The following is a 22,647-nucleotide window of genomic DNA, read 5'->3' on the forward strand; positions in this document are numbered from 1 at the left end:
TAGTGACACATGGATTCTCCCCTTCCTCTTTCCGGGTAGTTTTCCATGTTTCACAAATGTTTATTCACCGATTGCGATATTCCAGCTGCTTCTCAAAGCAAAAGCGGATTACCTTCTGTCTTTCTGAGTCGTTGATGCTGATATATTTGATCATAACCTGCTTCTTTCCAGACTTAAGCTCCACAACCCTCACGACTTCCCCACGGAAAAAAGCATGATCAATCAATCCGTTCTTAAATGGAACGAGCAGCCAGCACTCAAGCACCTGCTCTGGCATCAGCGGCCATTTCCTATCGCAAATAAACGAGATTCCTCCGCCGCCCACATCATCGGTCACGCAAACGAATCTCACTTGATTTGACATTTTGACAGCGATCTCAAGCTCCGCCTGCACGCGAAGAAAGCTGCGGCGCTGCACCTTTGTAATACGGTCCGGTTCAGGTTTACGGATTTTGATCAGCTTGACGCCGTCTTCCTTGAACCCGAGCACATGCGAATCAAAAAAAATTTTTATTCCGTCCTCGGATATAAAAAAAACAGAAAGCTCGTCGCCTAAAAACAGCCTTTTATATCGCCCGGATTTCTCGCTGATCGGAACCTCTATAAGCAAGGCGTCCTCCTGCTCATCGGCAATACGGGACTTGTATTCAATCGTTGCTTCCTCTTCGTCCGAAGAAGCGATCTGATAGTGAAGCATCTGGTTCATTTTAGGCAACAAATTGGCTCCCCCCCATTTACATGCCATTATAACACGTCGATTTGAGGGGAGCCATATCGTTATTTGTCAGAAGCTGCCTTGGAATCGTAGGGAGACATTTCCTCGATCGATTCTTCTACGCCTGTTTCCGAATTGATATAGATGCGGTAGAGGGAACCGTTAATTTTTCCTGTGTATTCATAACATAGCACTTCCTCGCCCAAATCGTTGTCGATCAGAGCCAATTGCTCGGTTTGTACTTTCATTTCCGGATTTAACGCTTTGCGCGCCTCGGCTTTCGAAAGGATTGGACTAGGCAGCTTGCGCTTATGATGCTCATAGACGTAATCATTTGCTTGCAAGCCCACCGTTTCTCCATTATCGAGCGCAACCTTAACCGTCAGCTTATCCGGGTAAATGAGAACACCGCTTTGCAAGCTAACATAAGTGAAAACACCCGTCTTATTGAACATATCGTAGCTTACAGCCTTCATTCCCGAAAATCCGTGCTTATCCAAGAAGGTATCCGCAGAAGCTTTAGCTTTGTCAAGGTCAACCTTTCTCTCTCCGATATCGCGCGGATTCATAAACCAAATGAGCTGTCCGCCCTTTTGCGTGAAGTCCATTTGCAGTTTTTTGTTTTTCCCCTCGTTTACGGTCGCCGAGTAGGAAGCAAATTCCGTTCCCTTTGCATTTTCAACAACGCGGATTTCGGCATTCGGTGCATGCGTAAACTTAGCGGCAAGCTTCTTGATATCCTCCGCGCTAACCATTTTCCCGCCCAGCATCTGAATCGTGCGCTTCTGATACATGCTGCTAACAGAAGGTCCCCAGTTGATCTCAGGATATTCGCTGACCTTCTTGTCAACCGTCTTAAAGCCGTCAATGATTGTATTGTCATTGTTCGACTTCTCGGAGGCAAGAGCGATCTCAACGTCCATCCAGCGTAAATTGTTAGCCAGCACTTCTCGCTGCATGCCGACGAGATCCTTTGAAATTTGCTCCGAATTAGCGTAGAGTGTCTTCATCGTCTTAAACTCATCCGGCGTAAGCGGCTGCTTTGACAAATCCCGAACAGCTGTTTTGTATGCAAAATTTGCGATACGCGACAAGAAGTCTTCCGCTTCATTGAATGGGAGCATCGTTAACGGGAGCTGGTTAATCTCGTTTTGCGCTTGGCTGGTTAAACGCCATACATTCACAAGTCCTTTGCGATGATAACTTTGCGAAGTCGAATTGACCGCAAGCGTATTGCCCAGCTGCTGGTGCAGCTGCTCGACATGATAAGCCAAGTCATGAAAAGCCCGTTGATACTGGTTTTCAGCCTTGATCAATATCGAGTTTTTTTCTTGATGCTCTTGATAGCCCCAGTAAACAGCGCCGATAAAAAGCAGGGACATAATCGGAAATAGAATTGAACTTAGTCGATGGTACATAATACAAAAGCTCCTTTCTTGTGCAAAACCTGGTTTTAGTTTGGTTTGCCCAAGGGAGCTTTATGCATCCATCTATTTAATTGTAATAGCAGCATGTATTTTGTTTAAAATACGCTATGCTCTTCTATTTCGAGATCATTTGCGTTATTGCAAATGCATTGCTTAAAGCCGGTATCAATCCAGCCTTTCTCTCTTCGTCCGCGCAGCACGAACTTCTCTCCGCACACGTTGCACCGGATCGTTACCTTTATTCTCGCAGCCTCCATACGCTCCTCCTCAGCCATCATTCAAATGCCGTCATTTCAGGCATTCCTATATAAGGTAAGTATGGACGGATCAGCTACAGTTTAATCTCATCCTCGCGGACAAGAAACCGAAAGGGAGAACGTGAATTTGCATGATTCATCTTGCGCAGGCCCCATATCCAGAGCGCGATCATGAACGGCACGATAAACCACATCCAGTTGGTGCGGACGGTAATCATGATCCAATCGTAGGTGCCGTGTAAAAAAACCGGAAGCAATAATGAGATGCTTAAAAAATAAACGCTCCTGTTCTTAGGAGCAAACTTCGCTTTGCCTAGGTAGTAGCCCATCATAATGCCGAATAAGGCATGGCCCGATACCGGAAGCAGCGCGCGAACGAGAAGCGTGCCGAAGGTGGCCGGCGAGTAAATGGCATACAAAACATTCTCAAGCGTGGCAAAGCCAAGCGAAATCGATGCCGCATACAAGATTCCATCGTAAGGCTCGTCAAATTCGGTATGGTTGTATATGACGTGGTACAGCACGAACCATTTGACAAATTCCTCGACGCCTGCAGATTCGCCAAAGGCAAACAAAACCGAGTGATCGCCCAGCCAAAGCTGAAGACCGCGTTGAATGACCATAATAGGTACAACGACAAGCAGGCCGAGCACAAATAATCGAACGACCATGTGTATCGGTTCTGCTTCGTAGCGATCCCGTAAATATAAATAAGTAAGCAGCGAAACGCCTGGCGCAACGGCCGCAGTCAAAACAGAAAACAACAGCATTTCGTCCCTACTTTCTTACACCCAGCCACGATAGCGAACAGCCTCCGCCATTTTGCGGACGCCAGCCATATAAGCAGCAAGCCGCATATCGACCTTTCGGGTGCGGTGTATTTCGTATACGTGGTTAAAGCCGCGAATCATCATAAGCTTCAGCTTATCATCCACCTCCTGCTCATCCCAGTAGTACCCTTGATTATTTTGCACCCACTCAAAGTAGGATACGATGACGCCGCCGGCACTTGCGAGCACATCGGGTATGAGCAGCACGCCTCTGTCGCTCAAAATCCGAGTCGCTTCCAGCGTTGTCGGTCCGTTTGCGGCTTCTACAACGATGGATGCCCGTATTTGAGAGGCGTTTTGATCCGTTATTTGATTCTCGATAGCTGCTGGAACAAGAACGTCGCAATCGAGCTCAAGCAGTTGTGAATTCGTAATCGTCTGAGTAAACAGGTTCGTCACATTGCCGAAGGAATCCCGGCGATCCAGCAAATATTCGATATCGAGCCCTTCTTCATTATACAACGCTCCGTTCACATCGGAAATACCTATCACCCTGGCACCGGCCTCATGCATGAATTTGGCAAGGTAGCTTCCCGCGTTTCCAAAGCCCTGGATAACGATTCTGGCATTATTCAATTCGATGCCCTTGAGGCGCAGCGCCTCATGTATCATAATAACGACACCGCGAGCGGTAGCCGTCTCTCTCCCCTTAGACCCGCCAAGAACAAGCGGCTTACCGGTAATAAAGCCCGGGGAGTCGAATTCACGTATCCGGCTGTACTCATCCATCATCCAAGCCATAATTTGCGAGTTTGTCATAACATCAGGCGCAGGGATGTCTTTGCTCGGGCCGACGATTTGACTGACCGCGCGAACATAACCCCGGCTTAACCGCTCCAGCTCCCTGAAAGACATTTGGCGCGGGTCGCATATGACGCCTCCCTTTCCTCCGCCGTAGGGCAAGTCTGCGATACCGCATTTCAAGCTCATCCAAATGGACAACGCCTTAACCTCGTTTTCCGAGACGGCCGGATGGAACCGCACGCCGCCCTTCGTAGGACCTACCGCATCATTATGCTGCGAGCGGTACCCCGTAAATACTTTCGTCTTCCCGTCATCCATCCGCACTGGAATACGTACGGTCAGCAGCCTCATCGGCTCCTTCAATAAGTCAATCATATCCTGATCATAGCCAAGTCTTCGCAGCGCTTGCTCAATAACGATTTGAGTAGAATGCAAAACATCGTTTGCTTCTTTATCACTCATTCTATACACCGCCTTTGTCTACATCTAATATGAACGCCTTTCCGCTACTGTATTCCATTAGATATTGTAGTTTACATACAAGAAGAGCATCATGCAGACATGAATCAGCCTGCAGATGCTCTATGCATGTACGTTTGCTTAAAATTTAAAATGATGACATATTTCCCGTACCGCTGATTCGGGCATGATCACTTTGCCATACTCTTCCAGCATCGCGTAAGTCACTGACGTTGCTTCTCCATATTCTGCAAGCAATGCGATAACAGCGTTGTGCCTCGAAGCCTCAATCAAAGCAGGCTCCAACGCCAATATATACTTGCCGTTATAAGAGTACAACCGTCCGTCTTCTGTGAGAGCGGAGCTTTGCAGCTGCTTGCACACCGAAATGACATCCTCGAATTCGCGGAACGAGTACATCACCACATCGCTTTGCTCCAGCGTAACTTCCATCTCGTATATTTCGTCTTCCGTGTCGTCATCTTCGGTTGCCCGATCGCCTGCATGACTGTTCATTTTGCCACGGGTGACAATCACTACCATTCCTTGAGCGGGGAGGGCAAACACTTCGACCGCTAATGGGCCGCTGGCATCGAATCCAAGTTCACTATATGCTTGATCCATCATTTCACTGAATAGTTCGTGTACTTTTGGAATTTCGCGCCACATGTCGTCCTTCTGGATCCCCCGTTCCAGCAGGTCGTCGAACGTCAGGAAAATCCGTATCTTGTCCTGGCTCAGTCGTTCGATTTTCATGACAGGATCCTCCTCTGCAGCATCTGTTGTAATAGCGTATGAATTTTTTAGTAAGATGTGATCAATTTGACCAAATCATGCTATGTAACTACTTTATCATGTCTTTTCGCCGAATGCACTAATATTGAACGAAAAAAAGAATCGTTTGAGCACTTCGCATTTCTGCTAAGCGACCCTACGATTCCTTGCAACAGCTGCTTTTATTTAATGCGTATGCGCTGACGATTCCGCCTTGATTTTGTCCGCCTCCCGCTTCAGAGCAGGATCACTATTCATAATAGCTTCAATTTGCCCCCAAGCGGCTTCGGATTTTACGGCGGTATCGTCTGAATGCTTTGGGGCAAGATTCACCGCTTCTTCCTTTATCGATTTGCTCATCATTTTCGAAACGGATTTGCGGGTAACATCCGTTATCGCGTTAGCTGCCCAAGACATTGCCCCCGGTTGCCTTCGTGAGATAAACATGGTGGCTGCAGCGCCAATCAGTCCTCCAACTAAAAAACCTCTTAATTTCATGTTCACGGACACCTCTTTCCTAGTTCATCTTGCGTATTCATGAGTTAGTTTGACCGCCAGGCAGAGCCCTCATTCTATATAAAATCAGGAAATCATTCTAGCTATCCAAATGGATAAATATGATACAATGAGGTCGCTTTAGCGTGATTTAAAATGAGCAATGGAGGGTCAGCAAAATGAAACGAATCATTCCAATACTCGCCGTCCTTCTTGTAGTGGCGCAGCTTTCGGCCTGTTCCGCTGATCGGCAAATCGGGAATCAGCCTGTATCAACAGAAGCACCAGTCAAGGCAGCAGCACCAACGCAGGAGCCTACAGCTACCCCGGCTTCAATGCCTAATGACGATACTGCCTATCGGACGGATCAGCCTTTGGGAGCTGCAGCACCAGGCAGCAGTGATGACGCACTGGCCGCTCCGCTATACCGGATGACTAAAGCCTACCGCTTTGCACCCATCGAGGAAAGTACGACGGACAAAGTTGTATTGTTAACTTTCGATGACGGACCGAAGGATGAATCGATTCTTACCAGCATGCTCGATACGCTGGATAAGCATGGCGCCAAGGCGATCTTTTTTGTCAACGGCTATCGGGTAAAGCAAAATCCTGAGCTCTTAAAGCTGATAAACGAACGCGGCCAGACGATCGGCAATCATTCATGGGACCATATTAATTTAAAAAATGAAACGAAGGAAGTCGTTGAAAAACAAATCGGAGATGTCCAAACCGATGTCGAGGCTTTGATCGGTAAAAAACCTATCTTTTTCCGGCCTCCATTCGGCTCAGGCGGGGACGTGGTGAAGGAAATAGTAAAAAACCACGGCATGCTGTACATGACGTGGTCAGATGGTTCACTGGATTGGGATAAGTCAACGAAAGATAAGCCCGAAGAAGTCATTCGCAACGTACTGGAGCAGCTTCATCCCGGTGCCAACATTCTTATGCATGAGCTGCCTTGGACAGCAGCAGCTCTAGAAAAATTGTTAACGGCGCTGGAGGAAAAAGGCTATGGATACATTGATCCTGCATCCATCGACATTAATCGCTGAATTTCAAACCGTACCAGAATAATCCGCTAACTAAGCAAACGAACAAAAGGAACAAAAGATTATAATACCATCTCGTTACTTTAGAAATGCTGGAAGGATGTTTTTTTCGCCTAGGCGGCAGAGTCTCTCCTTCAATGGAATCCGTTCCGGTGAAGGACGTTTCTGCCGTCCCTTCATGGTGTCTTGCCGCTTTCGAATTTCCAAACTTCTCTTTCCTGCTCATGACTCCCTCCTGAATCGTATAATTAGCCCCATAATTAAATCAATAAGAAAATGTGCGATAATCGGCGCAATGATTGTGCCTGACTGCATATAGATCCAACCTAAGCCATAGCTGATCGAGAATACCAGTCCAGTCGGAATCCAGTGCTTTAAATAACGGACATGAATCGTCGCAAAAATTATGCTTGTCCAGTAAGGTCCAACCGCATGCTGCAGAGCACCGCGAAAGAGCAGCTCCTCGCATACCGCGACCACGAATGAAATAAGAGCAATATGCCAAACCTTCCGCGTTCGGAATATACGATCGTTTACCCCGCCGTCATCACTCGCTTCCTCAGGGACAAAGCGGGAAATCAGCAGGTCAACAACGATTACAGCGGCAGCTAAGCCCACTCCCCAATAAACGAACGCTAACTCCCTCGGAGGCGTAAATAACCGGATCAAATTTTGATGCTGAAATAAAATCCATATGATACCGATAATAAAAGTAAGCACTTGAGTTGCGTATAAATTGATAAGCAGCATGCGGTCGTCAAGCTCGTCAACGGACACCTTGCGAACGCGAATATTTCGAATATCAAATTTCTTCATTGCTTCCCGCCTGTCTGGAACGTTCGTATTTTCTTTTTAGACCTTTTCACCTATACTGATAGAACAAATTGACGGCATAATTTTTTTACATAGAAGGAGATAGAGATAGAGATGGAAAAACGATTAACGAAGACCGCAATGCTATTTAGTGTTGGATTTGTGTTTATGCTCGTTTGCACTGTGGGCGCTTTTTTATACGGCATCCAAATCGGTACTGAAAAAACAGAAGCAAAATACGTAACCGGCGACGAAGGTTCTGAGCAGACAGACGCATCTGCAAGCCAATACCAGCAGCAAGATCTTGTCTCTTTCTATCATACTGTATTTTTGCCTTATCGTGAATTTCAAAACGAATGGTTCGATTCTATGGACAAATTATCGCAAGGAAAAACATTTGAAGCAACCTCTATGTTTAAGGATCTGGCCATTCTAGCCAAGTCCAAGGCAAAGGAAGCAAGCTCAATCGACATGCAAAAGTCGCCATTGCTCGGACAAGCCCAGGTCAGCTATATACGCAGTCTCAAACTATTCGAAGAAGCAGCAGACAAAGCGGCTGCCGGTACTAAGACACTCACTTTTAATCAATTGCAGAAAACGGTGGTACAGGAAAAATCCTATCTTTCCGCATCTCAATTCGCGCTCTCCGCTCAACAAGCTTATTACTCGGCTATGCTGAAATGGGCAGCCACAGTCGATCTCGATATCCCGCAGGACTATAAGGCATCCGCCATGCTGGAGCTGAGTAAATGGACGAGATTAGAGCTTACGATTAAAAACAAGCTGATGGCCGATCAGCTATTGACCCGCAAAAAACTTACGGCCTACTATCCGCAGGATTTGACAAGCCGCGTTGACGAGTTTGTCGATTCAGGACAAGCGACCAAAATGAAGCTGCACACCGTGTCGGCGGTTGTTGATCTCCTGATCAATACAGAAGCGGTGCGTACAGGCGACTTTACGGAGAGCAAATCACGTCTTTACCAGCAGGATCTCCTGCCTCAGCTTCCGTTCTTCTACCCTGAAACGAATTAAACGGCTGCCCGGCAGCTGCTTTCAATCATATTGAAATCCTTTTAACGAGGCTATAGCAGCCATTCCGCCGGTAACGTTGTGGAGGTTGCTGTAGCCTTGTTCTTCTAAGTAGTTGCAAACTGTAACGCTGCGCACGCCATGTGCGCATATGATAAAAATCGGATTTGAATCGTCCAATTCGTTATGACGGACCGGTATCGTATTCATCGGGATTAAGACAGAAGCCTCTATATGATAAAAGTCCCATTCGAACTCTTCCCTTACATCTATAATTTGGGTCCGATCAACATTTCCGTTTTCAAGCAAATCAAGCAAAAATTGCGGTGTCACATCTTGCCACTTTGTCACGCATTAAGACCTCCAATGTCGTATTTTGATGCTTATGATGCTTGAATCATAACGAAATTTTCACATTTCGGCAAGTTTGAGGATTGCTTTTGTCCATCTCCTTGCATTAAAATAGAAAAGTCTGAGATCGATGATCAAACTCTCGTCCCGCTGCTGCACAACGGTGCCGGGTAGAGGGTTTTTCTGTTCATATTCAGCGAAGCTTTACGCTTCGCCCTAATTTAGGAGGCATACTTCACATGTTTAAAGTGTTAGTTTCCGATCCAATCAGCGATTTGGGCATTCAGCAGCTTGTTGATGCGTCAGATGTCGCAGTCGACAAAAAACCTGGATTAAGCGAAGACGAATTGGTCGCCATTATCGGCGAATACGATGCGTTGCTCGTACGCAGCCAAACGCGCGTAACACCAAAGATTATGGAAGCCGGCAAGCAGCTTAAAGTAGTTGGCCGCGCAGGCGTTGGTGTTGATAACATCGACCTGAATGCAGCTACTCAACGCGGTATCATCGTAATCAATGCGCCAGACGGCAATACGATTACGACTTGTGAGCATACCTTTGCCATGATGATGGCGGTTGCCCGCCATATTCCGCAAGCGTACATGAAAACCGTTAACGGTACATGGGATCGCAAATCTTTCCTCGGCGTAGAGCTTCGCGGCAAAACGCTTGGCGTACTCGGCATGGGCCGTATCGGTAGCGAAGTTGCTAAACGCGCAAAAGCTTTCGGTATGGAAATTATGGGCTATGACCCGTTCATGACAGAAGAAAGAGCAGAAAAAATTGGCGTGAAGCTGGCAAGCGTTGACGATATCGTTCGTAACGCAGATTTCATGACCGTACATACGCCGCTGACTCCTGAAACTCGGCATATGATCGGAAAAAAGCAATTTGAAGTGATGAAGCCCGGCATGCGTATCGTAAACTGCGCACGCGGCGGTATCATCGATGAGATCGCTTTGGTTGACGCAATCGATGCAGGTATAGTAGCTGGCGCAGCATTTGACGTATTCGAAGTGGAGCCTCCTGCTGAGGATCATCCTTTCTTGACTCATCCGAAAATTATCGTTACACCGCATCTTGGCGCATCTACAGTAGAAGCGCAAGAAAACGTAGCGATTGACGTATCGGAACAAGTGCTTCATATCCTTCGCAACGAGCCGTTCATCAATGCAGTTAACATGCCTCCGATTCCGGCAAATCTGCGAAACATTCTTCAGCCGTACTTTGTTCTTGGCGAGAAGCTTGGGAGCTTTATTGCTCAATCGACTGAAGGCGCCGTTACTGAAATCGTAGTTGGCTTCGCGGGCGAGCTTGCAGAGGTTGATTCGCAGCCGCTTACGCGCCATATCGTTCGCGGTGTTCTCGCTCATCACCTTGGCTCCGAGAATGTCAATGTCGTCAACTCGATGCACCTTGCGAAAGAACGCGACGTTAATATTGTTATTCAAAAGTCGCATGCTTCGAAGGACTTCACGAATCTCGTTACCGTATCGCTTCGCACGAAGAAGGAAGAGCGCGTCGTATCAGGCACATTATTGACTGGCTACGGTCCTCGCATCGTACAGATCGATAAGTACCCTGTCGACGTTACACCGGAAGGCAATCTCATTCTTATCTCGCATAACGATAAGCCTGGTATTATCGGACGCGTAGGTACGCTGCTCGGCAATAATGACGTTAACATCGCTACGATGCAAGTAGGTCGCCAGCTTGTTGGCGGTTCCGCTATCATGGTGCTTCGAGTTGATAAAGTTACGCCTAAGGATGTGCTTGTTCAACTTACGAACATGCCTGAGCTTAACACAGCAAAAGAAATTACACTTTTTTAATGAATAGCTAACCTTTAAGAAAGAGCCTGCCGGCTAGAACCGGCAAGCTCTTTTTTTGTTTCACGAACAACAAGAATTATCTTCTGCTTTCTACAAAAAAAGCATTCCCGAAGGAACGCCTTTGACAACTACTGATGAGCTTCGACAGGAAGCAGAATCGTAAACGAAGTGCCTATTCCTTCACTGCTATCGACGACGATCCGTCCATGGTGAAGATCGATTAAGTTCTTTACGATCGCGAGCCCCAGTCCCGTACCGCTTGAGGATCCGCGTTTACGCGCCTTATCCGCCTTGTAGAAGCGTTCGAATATATAAGGTACATCTTCGGAAGGGATACCTTGTCCTTCGTCTCTAACACTAAGCTGAACATATTGGCTGCCATTCACGGTTTCCTCCTTGCCTGCGATTGTTATGGACTTACCTGAAGGCGTATGACGCAAAGCATTATCCAGCAAGTTCGTCAGCACCTGTTCAAGCCGGTCCTCATCCGCTTCCTCGACAAGCAATGGCTCCCGCGGCAGATCTGCCAGCAGTTTAACCTCGCGCTCCTTTGCATAGACCTGGAACTTCCGGTGCACGCGCTTCAAAACATGCTTCAGATCGACCTCTTGGAAGTTCATATCGACATGGCCGGCTTCCATACGGGCGATATCTAGAAAATCGTTCACAAGCCTGCCCATTCGCAGCGATTCATCATAGATGACTTGAACCAGTTCCTTACGGTCCTCTTCAGAAACGACAATATCATCAAGCAGCGCTTCACTGTAGCCTTGCAGCATCGACAGCGGCGTTCTTATCTCATGCGAAATGTTCGCCACAAAATCTCTTCTCAGCTTCTCGAGCTTGTGCTCCTCTGTCACGTTTCGGATGACGGCAACTGCTCCGCGAACAACGCCTTTAGACTGCAGCGGAGCCATCACAACAGACCAAACGCTGCTTAGCACATGAATCTTGTCAGTCGCATCGCGCCCCTCTTCCATGACGCTTTGAAACAGCTCGCGAAGCGGAATCGGAACTTCGGAGTACGAGGAAGTGCTGTCAAACATATCTTCCTGCCAAGCCAGTTCCATACCAGACCATTGGCTAATGAGCAGGTGACCGCTCGGATTCGTCAGGATCACTCTTCCATCTGCGTCAAATGTAATGACAGAATCACCCATACTCCTCAAAATGCTGGCCAGATGATTTTTCTCATGATTCAGGTCGTGTATAAGCTTATCCAACTGCTCCGTCATATGATTGAACGTATTCGCGAGCTCACCGATCTCATCACTCGAACGGATGTTAACTCTGGTCGTATAATTCCCCTGAGAGATCGAAACGGCAGCATCCTTAAGCTGAAGCAGCGGCTGCTGAATTTTTTTGGACAAGAAAAAAGCAAAAAAGGTCGATAATAAAAAACCAACAATCGCGGTAAGAACGAACAGAACTTTCACCTGATGCGAGCTATCATGTGATTTGTCATCAAACCAGATATCAACATACTGGAGCAGAAATACACCCACAATTAACAATACAACCGCAACAAGCAGCATAATCGTCGCCCAAAGTTTTCCGACTACACTGCGCCAAAGCTTACCGGCCAAGCGCTGCCATACATTCATTTACTTAGGCACCTCAAGCTTGTAGCCGACACCCCAGACAGTCGTAATCATCGATGCGGCATCGGGCGACACTTTGTTCAGCTTCTCCCGCAAACGTTTTACATGTGTGTCGACTGTTCTCAAATCACCAAAAAACTCGTAATTCCAAACATCCTTAAGCAGTTCTTCCCGCGAGAACACTTTATCCGGCGATACAGCCAAATAATGAAGAAGCTCATATTCCTTAGGCGTTAAGCTTACCTCCTGTCCGCCGGCAGTCACGCGATGCGCGTCATGCTCGATAACAAGATGAGGAAATACGATGTTGTTGCTCGAATTGATTTCTTTTGTAAGAAACGCCGTAGCCGAAGAACGTCTCAAAATAGCTTTCACACGGTAGATCACTTCGCGAGGGCTAAAAGGCTTCACGACATAATCGTCAGCTCCGACCTCAAAGCCCTGAACGCGGTTCATCTCTTCCCCTTTTGCGGTCAGCATAATGACAGGAGTTGCCTTCACTTGGCGCAGTCGTGAGCACACCTCTACCCCATCGATTCCCGGGAGCATCACATCAAGCAGAATGAGCGCATAATCGGTATTCGAGGCCAGCCTAAGCGCCGTTTCACCGTCTTCCGCCTCGTCGATTGTATAGCCTTCCTTCTCTAAATACATTTTGAGCAGACGTCGAATGCGTTCTTCATCATCTACGACCAAAATACGGCTTGAATAATCAGACATAAGACAAGACTCCTCTCTATCTAGTTCCTAAACACCAGAATATGAATGTAATCCGGCTATGACGAGGTTAACCCCGACAAGCGTGAATAATACGACGACAAAACCGATTACGGCGAGCCAAGCGGACGGACGTCCCTGCCAGCCGCGTGATAAACGGAAATGCAAATATGCGCTATAATACAGCCATGTAATCAAAGCCCACACTTCCTTCGGATCCCAGCCCCAGAAGCGGCCCCATGCAATATTAGCCCAAATCATCGCGAATATTAATGCTCCAAGCGTAAAGATCGGAAAACCAATGGCAATTGATCTGTAGCTGATTTCATCCAAATCATCCGGATCAACGCCTTCCATGACCGGATGAATGACAGCGCCGAGCGGCTTACGGAATGCAAGTCGCAGCAATCCGTAAAGCAACGAGCCTGCAATGATAGACCACAGCACCGTATTAAGCTTGCGGCCGGAATTTGCGCCGTTCATCCAATAAGGCGCTTCAAAGATCGGCTGCTCCATTCCAAGAAACGGCTCATATTTGACAATATCGCTGTTATATGGCTTAACGATTGGCGGCAGTGAATAATCGACTGTCTCCGAAGTCGTCGTTTCCGAACCTTTTGCGTCAATAACCGATTTTTCTTGAACGAATTGCGCTTCATACCCCATACCGCGGAAAGCGAATACGGCTACGATAAAACCAACGATAAGGATGATCGAGTATAAGGAAAACTCCACCCAAAACTGCGATCTCTTCGCTTCCTTCGTTTTACCTTTAAAATCGACTACACGCAGCAAGTACATTAAACCCGCTGCAAATCCGACTGCAAAAAACGCTTCGCCGAGAGCAGCCGTCGTGACATGCACCTTCAGCCAATAGTTGTTAAGGGCCGGAATTAGCGGCTGCACCTCCTGCGGAAATACAGATGCGTAAGCAACGATAATTACGGTTAACGGCAGGGAGAACATGCCGAGCAAAGGTTTTCTGTAAATACTGTAAACGATTGTAAACGCGATCATGATCGCCATTCCGAGAAACGTCATGAACTCGTACATATTGCTCGTCGGAATTTGGCCGCTTCCTGCCCACCTTGTGAAGAAGAAGGTCAAATGCGACGCTAATCCGAGACTGGACGTTATAAAAGCTACCCGCCCCCAGCGTTTCTCATGCTGCAGCGGATCGCGGTTGCTCCATTTCTTGCCTGCAATCGCAATCACATAAAACATAAAAGCAAAACAATAAAGAAAAAATGCGACGATAAATGCGTCGCTGCTAAAATCAACTAAACTCACGCGTTGTTCCCTCCGTTATCAAGCAACTTCGGATCTACGGTTATCCCTATTTTTTGAAGCGCTCCCGCTACTTCAGAGCGCATACCGTACCAGTTTTTGTTCGTATGTGCGCCTAACGAAAGCTGTCCGTCATCGATGCGCAGCCATATTCGGCGATGCTGCCAATAGGATCCCATTAACAGACCGATTATCGAGAAGACCGCTCCAATCCAGACATAAGGCAGCGCCTTATCCATACGTACATTTAAGTAAGTGGACGCTTCGGAAAAGTCTACATTCTCCATCCCGTCTACCCGAATTTCAATTTTGTCAGCAATCCCATGATTAATGGCATCCTGCGAAAATTTCACCTTATCCTTCTGCATCGGGAAATACATGTACGGCTCGCCTTTCGGATCCAGCCCTGGCCCTTTGACCGTAAATATGAACGCCGGAGCGACCGGATCACGCGATAAGGTGGTTGGTTCCCCGTTGTCGCCAATCGCGAACTCCATGTAATTGGCATACAAATCAAGTGTATACGGCCCAAGCTTATGTTGGAGAGCCGAATCCTTCATCGGAAGATCGAACGGGCCGTATTTTTCCCCTGTCTCTTTATTCACGAGAATAGGATGGACGGCATTTAGGCGTGGCGTTGTATCAAAATCGAATTGGTACAGCTTAAGCCCCTTGTATTTGAGCGGTTCGTTCACAATGATATTATGCCGCTTCACTTCCTTGAGCACCGGCTTCTGCGTTTGATCGTTGCAGCTGCTAATGCATTCATATAATACCGCTTTCGTTTCGAATAGCTTCGCGCGGGCCGTGCCCTTCAGATTGGCAGGCAATTCCTCATCTTTGTAATACTCGACGGTAAACTTTTCATTTTTGACAAAATAATTCGTATCCGCGATTTGTACCGTATCGCCATCTGGAATCGTAATGTAGCTATCCATCTGCCAGTCCGGAATGCTCCTTGCCAGTATGGCTAACAGAAACAGAATAAGACCGATATGATTGATATAAGGCCCCCAACGGCTAAACCGGTTTTTCTCCGCAAGCAGGGCGGATCCTTCGCGGTGAATACGGTAGCCCTTGCGTTTCAGCTGTGCCCCGAACTTCTCCGTCCACTGCTCGGCGTCACCTTCAATTGTATGCTTGTACACTGTTTTTTGCCTGTGAATGAACTGCAGATGCTTACGTATTTGCTGCTTGCTGAGCGCCCGATAAAGCGGCAGCACCCGGTCAAGACTGCAAATGACTAACGATGTGCCGATCATGACGAGCAATCCGATGAACCACCAGGTTTCGTAAGTATGCGACAAGCCGAACAAATAATACAGTTTTCCGGGCAAGCCGTAAGTTTCCTCATAATAAACCGATGGATCAAAATTGTTCACAAAAGTGTTTTCCTGCGGATAAATCGTACCCAGCATCGCTGTCAAAAAAGTAAAGACGATCAAATAAATCGCGATTTTGACAGATGAGAAAAAATTCCATATTTTATCAATGAGGTTTGGATTGCTCTTTTGCGATCGGCGGGCTACCCCGTCATACCGCATCTCTAACGGCAAATCCGATAGTTCATTGTTCTCGAGCGGCTTGCCGCAGCTCTCGCACAATACGGTTCCGACCGAGTTTTGATGGCCGCACTCGCATTTAGTGTTTTCAACCACTAACACAGTAAAACCTCCTACAGCTGAAGCAGTCTTTCAATCCGTTCGTCAATTTCCACTTCCGTCATGCCGCCCACTTTGATTTCCATGATCGAACCGTCCGGTTTAATGAAAAAAGTAGTAGGATATGACTTTAGCCCGTAATTGCGTTCCGTTTGACGATTTACATCGCGTAAAATCGGATAATTTAGATCAAAGCGGCGAACAAAGTTATTGACCGTTAACGTATCCTCGCTTAAATTAATCGCCAAAATGACGAGGCCTTGGTCCTTCCATTTCGCATACTGTCGTTCAAACTCCGGCATTTCCTTCACGCAGGGCGGACAGAACGTACCCCAAAAATTGACGACGACAGCTTTCCCTTCGTAATCTGACAATTGCTGCGTATTGCCCTCTAAGTCGACAAGCTCGAACCCAGGCGGCTTGCTGCCTTCCTTTAGAGGACCTTTATCATCCGCGGCAAATAAGGTAGATCCAATTGCATATCCACCTATGATCAAGACGGCGATCAATATGACAATTTGGACCGTCTTGCGCGATTTTCCCATAATTGAATTCACCACCAGCTTCTTTCTTAACAGCCACGAATATTACCATTATAACGAAAAGTCGACGGCAATTACTGCCGCCGCCGATTACTTTTTATGAACTTTATGTGTCTTGCTTTGAGCGATTGCAAGCAGTTCTTTGATTTCCTGAGGCGTTAAATGGCGGTACTTGCCTCTGCCCAGATTTTCAAGTCCAAGCTCGCCAAAACGTATCCTCTTCAGCCGGATCACCTTATGTCCGATTGCCTCAAACATACGGCGAACCTGACGGTTGCGGCCTTCAAAAATCGTAATCGTAATCGTCGCTTCATTTCCGTCCGTATCTACATCATGGTACTCTACCTCAGCAGGGGCGGTCATGCCATCCTCGAGCTTAATCCCCTTTTGCAGCTGCTCAAGCGCGCTTCCATGTGGAATGCCTTTGACGGTTGCACGATAGGTTTTCGGCACATGATGGCTCGGGTGCGTTAACAAATTGGCGAATTCGCCGTCATTCGTAAGCAGGAGAAGTCCTTCCGTATCGTAATCCAATCGACCAACCGGATATACCCGCTCTTTAATACCAGGCAAAAAATCGGATACCACTTTACGCCCTTGAGGATCCTTGGCGCTTGTGATGACCCCTTTGGATTTGTTGAGCATGAGATACAGTTTCTTCTCGCTCCGAATCGTCCTGCCATTCACCGTTATGGTATCCACAGCAGGATCCGCCTTGACGCCAAGCGTCGTAACCTTCTCACCGTTAACCTCAACCATTCCAGCCAAAATCATTTCTTCACATTTGCGACGGGATGCAACTCCCGCTGCTGCTAATATTTTCTGTAAACGTTCCAATGCTTTCACCTCAATCTCCATCATAACGATATGGAGAACAAAGTACAAGCTTCCCTACCCGAATATGTATAAGCAAATGAAAATTGCAGCTAAAAAACCGACCAAATCCGAAAATAAGCCAACCTTCAACGCATAGCGCGTCCGGCGAATGCCAATCGCTCCAAAATAAACGGTAAGTACGTATAATGTCGTATCTGTACTGCCTTGAATTGTTGATGCGATTCTTCCGATCATCGAATCCGGTCCGAAGGTCTGAATGAGATCGGTAGTGAAGGCTAATGAGCCTGCCCCGGTTAACGGACGAAGTATTCCGAGCGGCAGCACTTCGCTTGGAATTCCCGCCCAATCAAACAGCGGCCGCACCGCTGACAGCATTAATTCCAATGCGCCCGATGCGCGGAACATGCTGATGGCAACCATCATGCCGACTAAATGAGGAATAATGTTGATGGCCGTACCGAAACCGTCCTTGGCTCCCTCGACAAACGTTTCATAAACGGGCACCTTGCGTCTTAGGGCTGCATAAAGCGGAATAAATACAATAATTGCCGGAATCATCCAAGCCGATAAACTCGTGAACAGATTATACAACAGGCTCACCCCCTGCAACCGGCGGAGCTGCCTTTAATTTCGTATTCTTTGACAGAACTGGTGCTGCCGGCGGCGGTGGTGACTTCCTTCTATAATAGCGGTCGGCAAGTATCGCAGCGGATGTAGCAACAAAGGTTGCCGCAAGCGTTGTTCCGATAATTTCAGCCGGATTAGCTGAACCGTAATTCATCCGAATGGCGATAAGAGTGGTCGGAATGATTGTTATACTCGATGTATTAAGTGCGAGCAGCGTACACATCGCAGGAGTTGCTGTCTCAGGATCGGGATTTAGCTTCTGCAGCTCCTGCATAGCTTTTATCCCCATAGGCGTTGCTGCATTTCCTAACCCGAACAAGTTAGCGCTTAAGTTGCTCATAATGTATCCGATAGCCGGATGATTGCGGGGAACGTCAGGAAAAAGCTTTCGCACAACCGGCCCGAGCATTCGAGCCAATTTTTGCAGCAGTCCTGCGTCCTCCGCTATCCGCATCATTCCCAGCCAAAACACCATAATGCTAATTAAACCAAAGCTGACGGTGACGCCTGATTTGGCTCCCTCGAAGGCAGCCTGCGTCACCGCATCCATCTTGCCGGTTATCGCAGCTACAACTACGCTCGCTACGATGAAAAACAACCAAATCCAATTTACCATTTAGGCCGCCTCCCCATCCATGCACCTTTACTTTTACTATTCAGCGTCTCCCGCGCCGGCTTTACGTTAATGCTTAAACAATGCGTCAAATATTTTTGAGATCGTACCTGCCAGCTGTCCGCGTTCATCATGCTTGACAGCCATATTGAAATCGACCAGCGTTTGTTGCGCTTTTGGCGAAGCCGTCGGCAGCTTCAGCCTGCCGCTTCCGACATCATAAACTGGAACAGCGCCAATGCGATCGTTTTTCATATACCACTCCAGCAATCCTCGTTCTCCTAATGAATAACGCAGCGTACTCACGTCATACAAAACCAAACGCGACCGGATATCATCCGGTTCCTGATCCGTCAAAGGATACTTGAACGATTGTCCGACAGTTAACGGATAACCTGCAACCAGCTGGCCTTTTGTCGCAATTTCATGAAGCGGATAGTTGCCAAAACCCCAGTCGAGCATCTTCCGGTGATCGAGCCAATCGTCGCTATCATTTATTGTAACGGCAGCAAGCTGCTGACCTTGTCTTGTTGCCGAGCTGACTAAGCACCGGAGCGCTTTTTTTGTATAGCCGGTCTTTACCCCGTCTGCTCCTTCATACATCGCTAACATTTTATTTTTATTCGTATAGCTGTACTCCCATTTTTCGTGCGGGTTTGGCACCTTTTTTTCGCGCGTGCTTACGATTTCGGCAAATACATCATTTTTCAAAGCATATGCGGTCAGCTTGGCCAAATCATTGGCTGAAGAATAATGACCTTCCTCATCAAGACCATGCGGATTTTTAAATTGAGTGTGTTTTAGGCCAAGAAAAGCCGCTTTCTCGTTCATTAAATGAACGAAGCCCTCCTCGGAGCCGCCGACATGCTCGGCGATAGCCGTTGCAGCGTCGTTGCCGGATCTTAGCATTAGCCCATAAAGCATATTAAGAAGGCTCATTTCTTCGCCGAGCTGAAGATAGATCGAGGAGCCCTCCTTGCCTGCAGCACGCTTGCTTGTCTTCACCATATCGGTCAGCTTCCCATGGTCAATGGCTACGATCGCTGTCATTATTTTCGTTAAGCTTGCTATTCTCATCGCTGTATCGCCGTTATTGCTGTATAACAATCTGCCTGACTCGACATCAATAAGCGCCGAAGCATTCGCATTCGTATGCAGCGGACCGGGGTTCGCGTTTACAGCCGGCCCCCGGCTTGTCCCGACTACCAATACTGCCAATAAACCGAGCACAGTAAACCGCTGCAGCTTTTTGAAATACATGCCCATACTTACCCCTCTCGCCGTCTTAGTAGATAAAGCTTCTGCTTGTGTATTTCAGTATATGCCTGTACACGTTGCTCTAGACGAAATAAAGCTAAACAAAAATGAAAAACTGCCCTCTCGGGCAGTTATGTTAAAAGAGGTGATCGGTTGCCTCGACACGTCCGGTGATTACGGTCTGGGACGGATCGGCATATGCTGCTGTGCTGGACGACTGCTTCATCATCGTCTGAAGCTTATCAAAAACATACGGTGCAGAATCAATTACCCGATCGAGCAGATGCGTTTGCGTGTCGAGCGGAACAATTTTCACGCCATGCGTGCCTACGACTAGAAACGCGATCGGCGTAATCGATACACCGCCGCCGCTGCCGCCTCCGAACGGCATGGATACGGAAGCATGCTGCGCATCGGACTGCCCTCCGCCTTTGTGCTCCGAATCATCTAACCGGATATCGCTGCCCCCTGCCACAAAGCCGAATCCTACTTTTGAGATCGGCATGATGATGCTGCCATCCGGTGTTTGTACAGGATCGCCGACGATCGTATTGACGTCAACCATCTCTTTAATATTTTCCATTGCGGTTTGCATTAAGCCTTGAATAGGATGTTCTGCCATGCTTTGACGCCTCCTTTCATTTTCTTCATCCGGACTAAGAGCTGCAATCCGGCAAGGATAGCATAACCGAAGCGGATTTGAGCTATGCATGACCACTCCGTTGTAAAAGCAGATCGTTGATAAATCGGCTGCACATTCATTTTCGGTTCTGCTTTCAGCTTAACCATTTGTGACAATACGCCAATGATCGATGTTTTCACGGACCAGACGAGTCCAGTCGCCATTGCAGTCCACATCGCGTCCCCCGTTCCGACCGACGTAGACCAGTTCCATTCATCAAGACGTACCTTCGTCAGCGTCAGTCTGACCCAGCCCGTTAAATTTCGTGTGATTTGTAAAATATACTTTAATTTATCAATGGCATTAACGACCTTTTCGGTATCGATATCCTTATTGAACTGCATCCACGAGTCAAAGCCTGCGCTCGTCGTTGACACTTGCTCCTTTAGTTGAACGGATGTACCGGTAAACTGCATAATCGGCACCTTAATGCGGTATCGGATAATTCCAAATAGTGCTTTTATGTTCAATTCTGCATCATCATTGTCTCCTACCCGCCGCAGATGCCCTTTTAAGACGACCTGGGAGTTTAGAATAACTGTTAAAATGAGCAAAAAAAAGAGACCGGCCGCCGTCATCCAACCGTAAGGGTAACTGAGCATCATAATGCTTCCTCCGTTTCCCTAATATGGGTTGAATATAGTATGACCCGGCGGTCAAATCTCATTCCTTAATTTCTTCAATTGTCATCTGCTGGCCGTCCAGCCGCTCGAACAGCATCTGTGTCTGTTCCTCCAGCGCATCATCGATATCGACATTTCCCGGCTCCGGTAATTCTTTAATCGACGGTAATCCAAAATAATCTAAAAATGATTTAGTAGTTCCGTATAAAATCGGCCTGCCAATCTGTTCGGCGCGCCCGACCTCCTCGATCAAATCCTTGGATACGAGTGATTGAATCGCTCTGTCGCTCTTAACGCCGCGAATCTCTTCGATCGATATTCGAGTTATCGGCTGACGGTAAGCGACGATAGACAGCGTCTCTAACGCGGCTTGAGAGAGCTGTGAGCGCGTAGGCGTATAGGCCATTCGTTCAAAATAAGGCGCGTGCTCCAAATGCGTCGTCAGCCGATACGAAGCTGCAACCTCCGCAATTTGAATACCGCGCTCCTCGCGCTCCAAGTCACGCTGCAAATCGTAAACCAAATCGGAGGCCAGATCAGCATCAAGCTCTAAAATGTCAGCCAGCTGCCGCTTCGTAAGCCCCTCATCTCCTGCCATGAACAGCAGGCCCTCAATAATTGTCTTCAATTTCTGATAATCCAATTTGTGACGACTCTCCTCTCCAATGAATGACGATGTCGTCAAACAACTGATGCTGAAAGCAACGAATATGTTTCATTTTCATTAGCTCCAGAATGGCTAGAAAAGTAACCACGATTTCATGCCTGTCCATATTTTCACGTATTAGCCGCGAAAAACGAACCGTTTCAAATTGCTTCAGCACATCGACAATATCGCGAATCCGGTCCTTGACTGAGATCTCGTCGCGCTGTACCGTTGCAACGATATTGCGTCTTGCCGCTCGGCGAAGCGCCTTCTGAAAGGCAACGATTAAATCCGATAAATGAATACCTTCGACCGGATTAACCTTCTCCTGCTTCATGAATGGCGTCATATCCTCCGGCTCCCGCGAATAGACAAGGCTGCGCTCGAATTCCTTCTCGCGCAGCTGCTCGGCAATTTGCTTGAATTTCCGGTATTCTACGAGCTTCTGGATGAGCTCATCGCGCGGATCTAATCCGTCATCTGGCCAATCCTCGTAATCATCCTCAAATACGGGAGGCTTTGGAAGAAGCTGCTTACTCTTTATCGCTAAGAGGGTTGCCGCCATGACTAGAAACTCACTCGTAACCTCAAGCTCCAGCTCCTTCATCGCATGCAAGTAATCCATATATTGTATAGTAATCTCGCTGATAGATACTTCATGGATATCGATTTCGGCTTTGTCGATCAAGTGAAGCAATAGATCAAGCGGCCCTTCAAAAGTATCCAGCTTATAAAGCACCGACACTTAATTTTCCTCCCGCCTAGCCTTATCTTCG

26 protein-coding genes are annotated in these 22,647 nt (G+C 47.5%); 3 read left to right on the forward strand and 23 right to left on the reverse strand.

Annotation, left to right across the window (positions count from 1 at the left end):
* Positions 1-64: 64 nt before the first annotated feature.
* The 7 genes from AC0YNZ_RS06750 to AC0YNZ_RS06780 form a co-directional block, all read right to left on the reverse strand.
* Positions 65-718: a flagellar brake protein gene (locus AC0YNZ_RS06750; protein WP_475825890.1), complete on the reverse strand. Its 654-nt coding sequence runs from the start codon at positions 716-718 to the stop codon at positions 65-67.
* A 59-nt stretch (positions 719-777) separates the two neighbouring features.
* The gene (gene ypeB, locus AC0YNZ_RS06755; protein ID WP_475825891.1) at positions 778-2,133 is read right to left on the reverse strand and encodes a germination protein YpeB; all 1,356 of its coding nucleotides are present in this window, start codon (positions 2,131-2,133) and stop codon (positions 778-780) included.
* Between the two features lie 104 nt (positions 2,134-2,237).
* Positions 2,238-2,399 (reverse strand): hypothetical protein, encoded by a 162-nt coding sequence (locus AC0YNZ_RS06760; RefSeq protein ID WP_200961397.1) that lies wholly within the window; start codon positions 2,397-2,399, stop codon positions 2,238-2,240.
* 74 nt (positions 2,400-2,473) lie between these two features.
* On the reverse strand, positions 2,474-3,169 hold the full coding sequence (prsW, locus tag AC0YNZ_RS06765; RefSeq protein ID WP_475825892.1) for a glutamic-type intramembrane protease PrsW: 696 nt from the start codon (positions 3,167-3,169) through the stop codon (positions 2,474-2,476).
* Positions 3,170-3,184: 15 nt separating this feature from the next.
* Positions 3,185-4,435, reverse strand: a complete 1,251-nt coding sequence (locus AC0YNZ_RS06770; RefSeq protein WP_110770476.1) for a Glu/Leu/Phe/Val family dehydrogenase — start codon at positions 4,433-4,435, stop codon at positions 3,185-3,187.
* Positions 4,436-4,573: 138 nt separating this feature from the next.
* Complete coding sequence (locus AC0YNZ_RS06775; RefSeq protein WP_110770477.1) at positions 4,574-5,188, reverse strand: genetic competence negative regulator; 615 nt, start codon at positions 5,186-5,188, stop codon at positions 4,574-4,576.
* Positions 5,189-5,392: 204 nt separating this feature from the next.
* Entirely contained in the window at positions 5,393-5,704 is a 312-nt protein-coding gene (locus AC0YNZ_RS06780; protein ID WP_475825893.1) for a hypothetical protein, read from the reverse strand.
* Positions 5,705-5,880: 176 nt separating this feature from the next.
* Between AC0YNZ_RS06780 and AC0YNZ_RS06785 the strand changes: the two genes are divergently transcribed.
* Complete coding sequence (locus tag AC0YNZ_RS06785) at positions 5,881-6,753, forward strand: polysaccharide deacetylase family protein (RefSeq protein ID WP_475825894.1); 873 nt, start codon at positions 5,881-5,883, stop codon at positions 6,751-6,753.
* Here the strand turns inward: AC0YNZ_RS06785 and AC0YNZ_RS06790 are convergent.
* Positions 6,743-6,976 carry a hypothetical protein gene (locus AC0YNZ_RS06790; RefSeq protein WP_475825895.1) on the reverse strand — a complete coding sequence of 78 codons (234 nt, stop codon included), beginning with the start codon at positions 6,974-6,976 and terminating at the stop codon, positions 6,743-6,745. The two genes, AC0YNZ_RS06785 and AC0YNZ_RS06790, sit on opposite strands and share 11 nt — an antisense overlap.
* Positions 6,973-7,566, reverse strand: coding sequence for a lysostaphin resistance A-like protein (locus tag AC0YNZ_RS06795; protein WP_475825896.1), 594 nt, complete (start codon positions 7,564-7,566; stop codon positions 6,973-6,975). The genes AC0YNZ_RS06790 and AC0YNZ_RS06795 overlap by 4 nt, the downstream gene beginning before the upstream one ends.
* Positions 7,567-7,677: 111 nt before the next feature.
* On the opposite strand from AC0YNZ_RS06795, the gene AC0YNZ_RS06800 reads away from it, so the two are divergent.
* Positions 7,678-8,598: a hypothetical protein gene (locus AC0YNZ_RS06800; protein ID WP_475825897.1), complete on the forward strand. Its 921-nt coding sequence runs from the start codon at positions 7,678-7,680 to the stop codon at positions 8,596-8,598.
* A 21-nt stretch (positions 8,599-8,619) separates the two neighbouring features.
* Here AC0YNZ_RS06800 and AC0YNZ_RS06805 read toward each other — a convergent pair whose 3' ends face one another.
* Positions 8,620-8,946, reverse strand: a complete 327-nt coding sequence (locus AC0YNZ_RS06805; protein ID WP_475825898.1) for a rhodanese-like domain-containing protein — start codon at positions 8,944-8,946, stop codon at positions 8,620-8,622.
* A gap of 239 nt (positions 8,947-9,185) precedes the next feature.
* Between AC0YNZ_RS06805 and serA the strand changes: the two genes are divergently transcribed.
* Positions 9,186-10,778 carry a phosphoglycerate dehydrogenase gene (gene serA, locus AC0YNZ_RS06810; RefSeq protein ID WP_475825899.1) on the forward strand — a complete coding sequence of 531 codons (1,593 nt, stop codon included), beginning with the start codon at positions 9,186-9,188 and terminating at the stop codon, positions 10,776-10,778.
* Between the two features lie 128 nt (positions 10,779-10,906).
* Here the strand turns inward: serA and AC0YNZ_RS06815 are convergent, their stop codons facing one another.
* From AC0YNZ_RS06815 to AC0YNZ_RS06875, 13 genes are all read right to left on the reverse strand, one after another.
* Positions 10,907-12,382 (reverse strand): HAMP domain-containing sensor histidine kinase, encoded by a 1,476-nt coding sequence (locus tag AC0YNZ_RS06815; protein ID WP_475825900.1) that lies wholly within the window; start codon positions 12,380-12,382, stop codon positions 10,907-10,909.
* Positions 12,383-13,099, reverse strand: coding sequence for a response regulator transcription factor (locus AC0YNZ_RS06820; RefSeq protein WP_053376699.1), 717 nt, complete (start codon positions 13,097-13,099; stop codon positions 12,383-12,385).
* A gap of 27 nt (positions 13,100-13,126) precedes the next feature.
* Entirely contained in the window at positions 13,127-14,386 is a 1,260-nt protein-coding gene (ccsA, locus tag AC0YNZ_RS06825; protein WP_475825901.1) for a cytochrome c biogenesis protein CcsA, read from the reverse strand.
* Positions 14,383-16,041, reverse strand: coding sequence for a cytochrome c biogenesis protein ResB (gene resB, locus AC0YNZ_RS06830; protein ID WP_475826158.1), 1,659 nt, complete (start codon positions 16,039-16,041; stop codon positions 14,383-14,385). The genes ccsA and resB overlap by 4 nt, the downstream gene beginning before the upstream one ends.
* A 17-nt stretch (positions 16,042-16,058) precedes the next feature.
* On the reverse strand, positions 16,059-16,589 hold the full coding sequence (locus tag AC0YNZ_RS06835) for a redoxin domain-containing protein (RefSeq protein WP_475825902.1): 531 nt from the start codon (positions 16,587-16,589) through the stop codon (positions 16,059-16,061).
* 87 nt (positions 16,590-16,676) lie between these two features.
* On the reverse strand, positions 16,677-17,423 hold the full coding sequence (locus AC0YNZ_RS06840) for a pseudouridine synthase (protein WP_475826159.1): 747 nt from the start codon (positions 17,421-17,423) through the stop codon (positions 16,677-16,679).
* 54 nt (positions 17,424-17,477) lie between these two features.
* Positions 17,478-17,981 carry a spore maturation protein gene (locus tag AC0YNZ_RS06845; RefSeq protein ID WP_110770681.1) on the reverse strand — a complete coding sequence of 168 codons (504 nt, stop codon included), beginning with the start codon at positions 17,979-17,981 and terminating at the stop codon, positions 17,478-17,480.
* A gap of 25 nt (positions 17,982-18,006) precedes the next feature.
* A complete protein-coding gene (locus AC0YNZ_RS06850; RefSeq protein WP_475825903.1) occupies positions 18,007-18,666 on the reverse strand; it encodes a nucleoside recognition domain-containing protein in 660 nt (219 codons plus the stop codon).
* Between the two features lie 66 nt (positions 18,667-18,732).
* Entirely contained in the window at positions 18,733-19,923 is a 1,191-nt protein-coding gene (locus AC0YNZ_RS06855) for a D-alanyl-D-alanine carboxypeptidase family protein (RefSeq protein WP_475825904.1), read from the reverse strand.
* 133 nt (positions 19,924-20,056) lie between these two features.
* Positions 20,057-20,542 (reverse strand): GerW family sporulation protein, encoded by a 486-nt coding sequence (gene ytfJ / locus AC0YNZ_RS06860; protein WP_475825905.1) that lies wholly within the window; start codon positions 20,540-20,542, stop codon positions 20,057-20,059.
* Positions 20,515-21,207 (reverse strand): DUF2953 domain-containing protein, encoded by a 693-nt coding sequence (locus AC0YNZ_RS06865; RefSeq protein WP_475825906.1) that lies wholly within the window; start codon positions 21,205-21,207, stop codon positions 20,515-20,517. Before AC0YNZ_RS06865 ends, ytfJ begins: the two co-directional genes overlap by 28 nt.
* Before the next feature lie 58 nt (positions 21,208-21,265).
* Entirely contained in the window at positions 21,266-21,868 is a 603-nt protein-coding gene (gene scpB, locus AC0YNZ_RS06870; RefSeq protein ID WP_110770491.1) for an SMC-Scp complex subunit ScpB, read from the reverse strand.
* Complete coding sequence (locus AC0YNZ_RS06875; RefSeq protein WP_475825907.1) at positions 21,837-22,616, reverse strand: segregation and condensation protein A; 780 nt, start codon at positions 22,614-22,616, stop codon at positions 21,837-21,839. The genes scpB and AC0YNZ_RS06875 overlap by 32 nt, the downstream gene beginning before the upstream one ends.
* Between the last annotated feature and the right edge of the window lie 31 nt (positions 22,617-22,647).

It is taken from the genome of Paenibacillus sp. J2L1-98 (assembly GCF_056269405.1).

Coding starts and splice junctions, on each gene's coding strand:
- ypeB (WP_475825891.1), bottom strand. CDS start 2,133: ATGTACCATCGACTAAGTTCAATTCTATTTCCGATTATGTCCCTGCTT.
- AC0YNZ_RS06760 (WP_200961397.1), bottom strand. CDS start 2,399: ATGGAGGCTGCGAGAATAAAGGTAACGATCCGGTGCAACGTGTGCGGA.
- prsW (WP_475825892.1), bottom strand. CDS start 3,169: ATGCTGTTGTTTTCTGTTTTGACTGCGGCCGTTGCGCCAGGCGTTTCG.
- AC0YNZ_RS06770 (WP_110770476.1), bottom strand. CDS start 4,435: ATGAGTGATAAAGAAGCAAACGATGTTTTGCATTCTACTCAAATCGTT.
- AC0YNZ_RS06775 (WP_110770477.1), bottom strand. CDS start 5,188: ATGAAAATCGAACGACTGAGCCAGGACAAGATACGGATTTTCCTGACG.
- AC0YNZ_RS06780 (WP_475825893.1), bottom strand. CDS start 5,704: ATGAAATTAAGAGGTTTTTTAGTTGGAGGACTGATTGGCGCTGCAGCC.
- AC0YNZ_RS06785 (WP_475825894.1), top strand. CDS start 5,881: ATGAAACGAATCATTCCAATACTCGCCGTCCTTCTTGTAGTGGCGCAG.
- AC0YNZ_RS06790 (WP_475825895.1), bottom strand. CDS start 6,976: ATGAGCAGGAAAGAGAAGTTTGGAAATTCGAAAGCGGCAAGACACCAT.
- AC0YNZ_RS06795 (WP_475825896.1), bottom strand. CDS start 7,566: ATGAAGAAATTTGATATTCGAAATATTCGCGTTCGCAAGGTGTCCGTT.
- AC0YNZ_RS06800 (WP_475825897.1), top strand. CDS start 7,678: ATGGAAAAACGATTAACGAAGACCGCAATGCTATTTAGTGTTGGATTT.
- serA (WP_475825899.1), top strand. CDS start 9,186: ATGTTTAAAGTGTTAGTTTCCGATCCAATCAGCGATTTGGGCATTCAG.
- AC0YNZ_RS06815 (WP_475825900.1), bottom strand. CDS start 12,382: ATGAATGTATGGCAGCGCTTGGCCGGTAAGCTTTGGCGCAGTGTAGTC.
- AC0YNZ_RS06820 (WP_053376699.1), bottom strand. CDS start 13,099: ATGTCTGATTATTCAAGCCGTATTTTGGTCGTAGATGATGAAGAACGC.
- AC0YNZ_RS06835 (WP_475825902.1), bottom strand. CDS start 16,589: ATGGGAAAATCGCGCAAGACGGTCCAAATTGTCATATTGATCGCCGTC.
- AC0YNZ_RS06845 (WP_110770681.1), bottom strand. CDS start 17,981: ATGATTCCGGCAATTATTGTATTTATTCCGCTTTATGCAGCCCTAAGA.
- AC0YNZ_RS06850 (WP_475825903.1), bottom strand. CDS start 18,666: ATGGTAAATTGGATTTGGTTGTTTTTCATCGTAGCGAGCGTAGTTGTA.
- AC0YNZ_RS06855 (WP_475825904.1), bottom strand. CDS start 19,923: ATGTATTTCAAAAAGCTGCAGCGGTTTACTGTGCTCGGTTTATTGGCA.
- ytfJ (WP_475825905.1), bottom strand. CDS start 20,542: ATGGCAGAACATCCTATTCAAGGCTTAATGCAAACCGCAATGGAAAAT.
- AC0YNZ_RS06865 (WP_475825906.1), bottom strand. CDS start 21,207: ATGATGCTCAGTTACCCTTACGGTTGGATGACGGCGGCCGGTCTCTTT.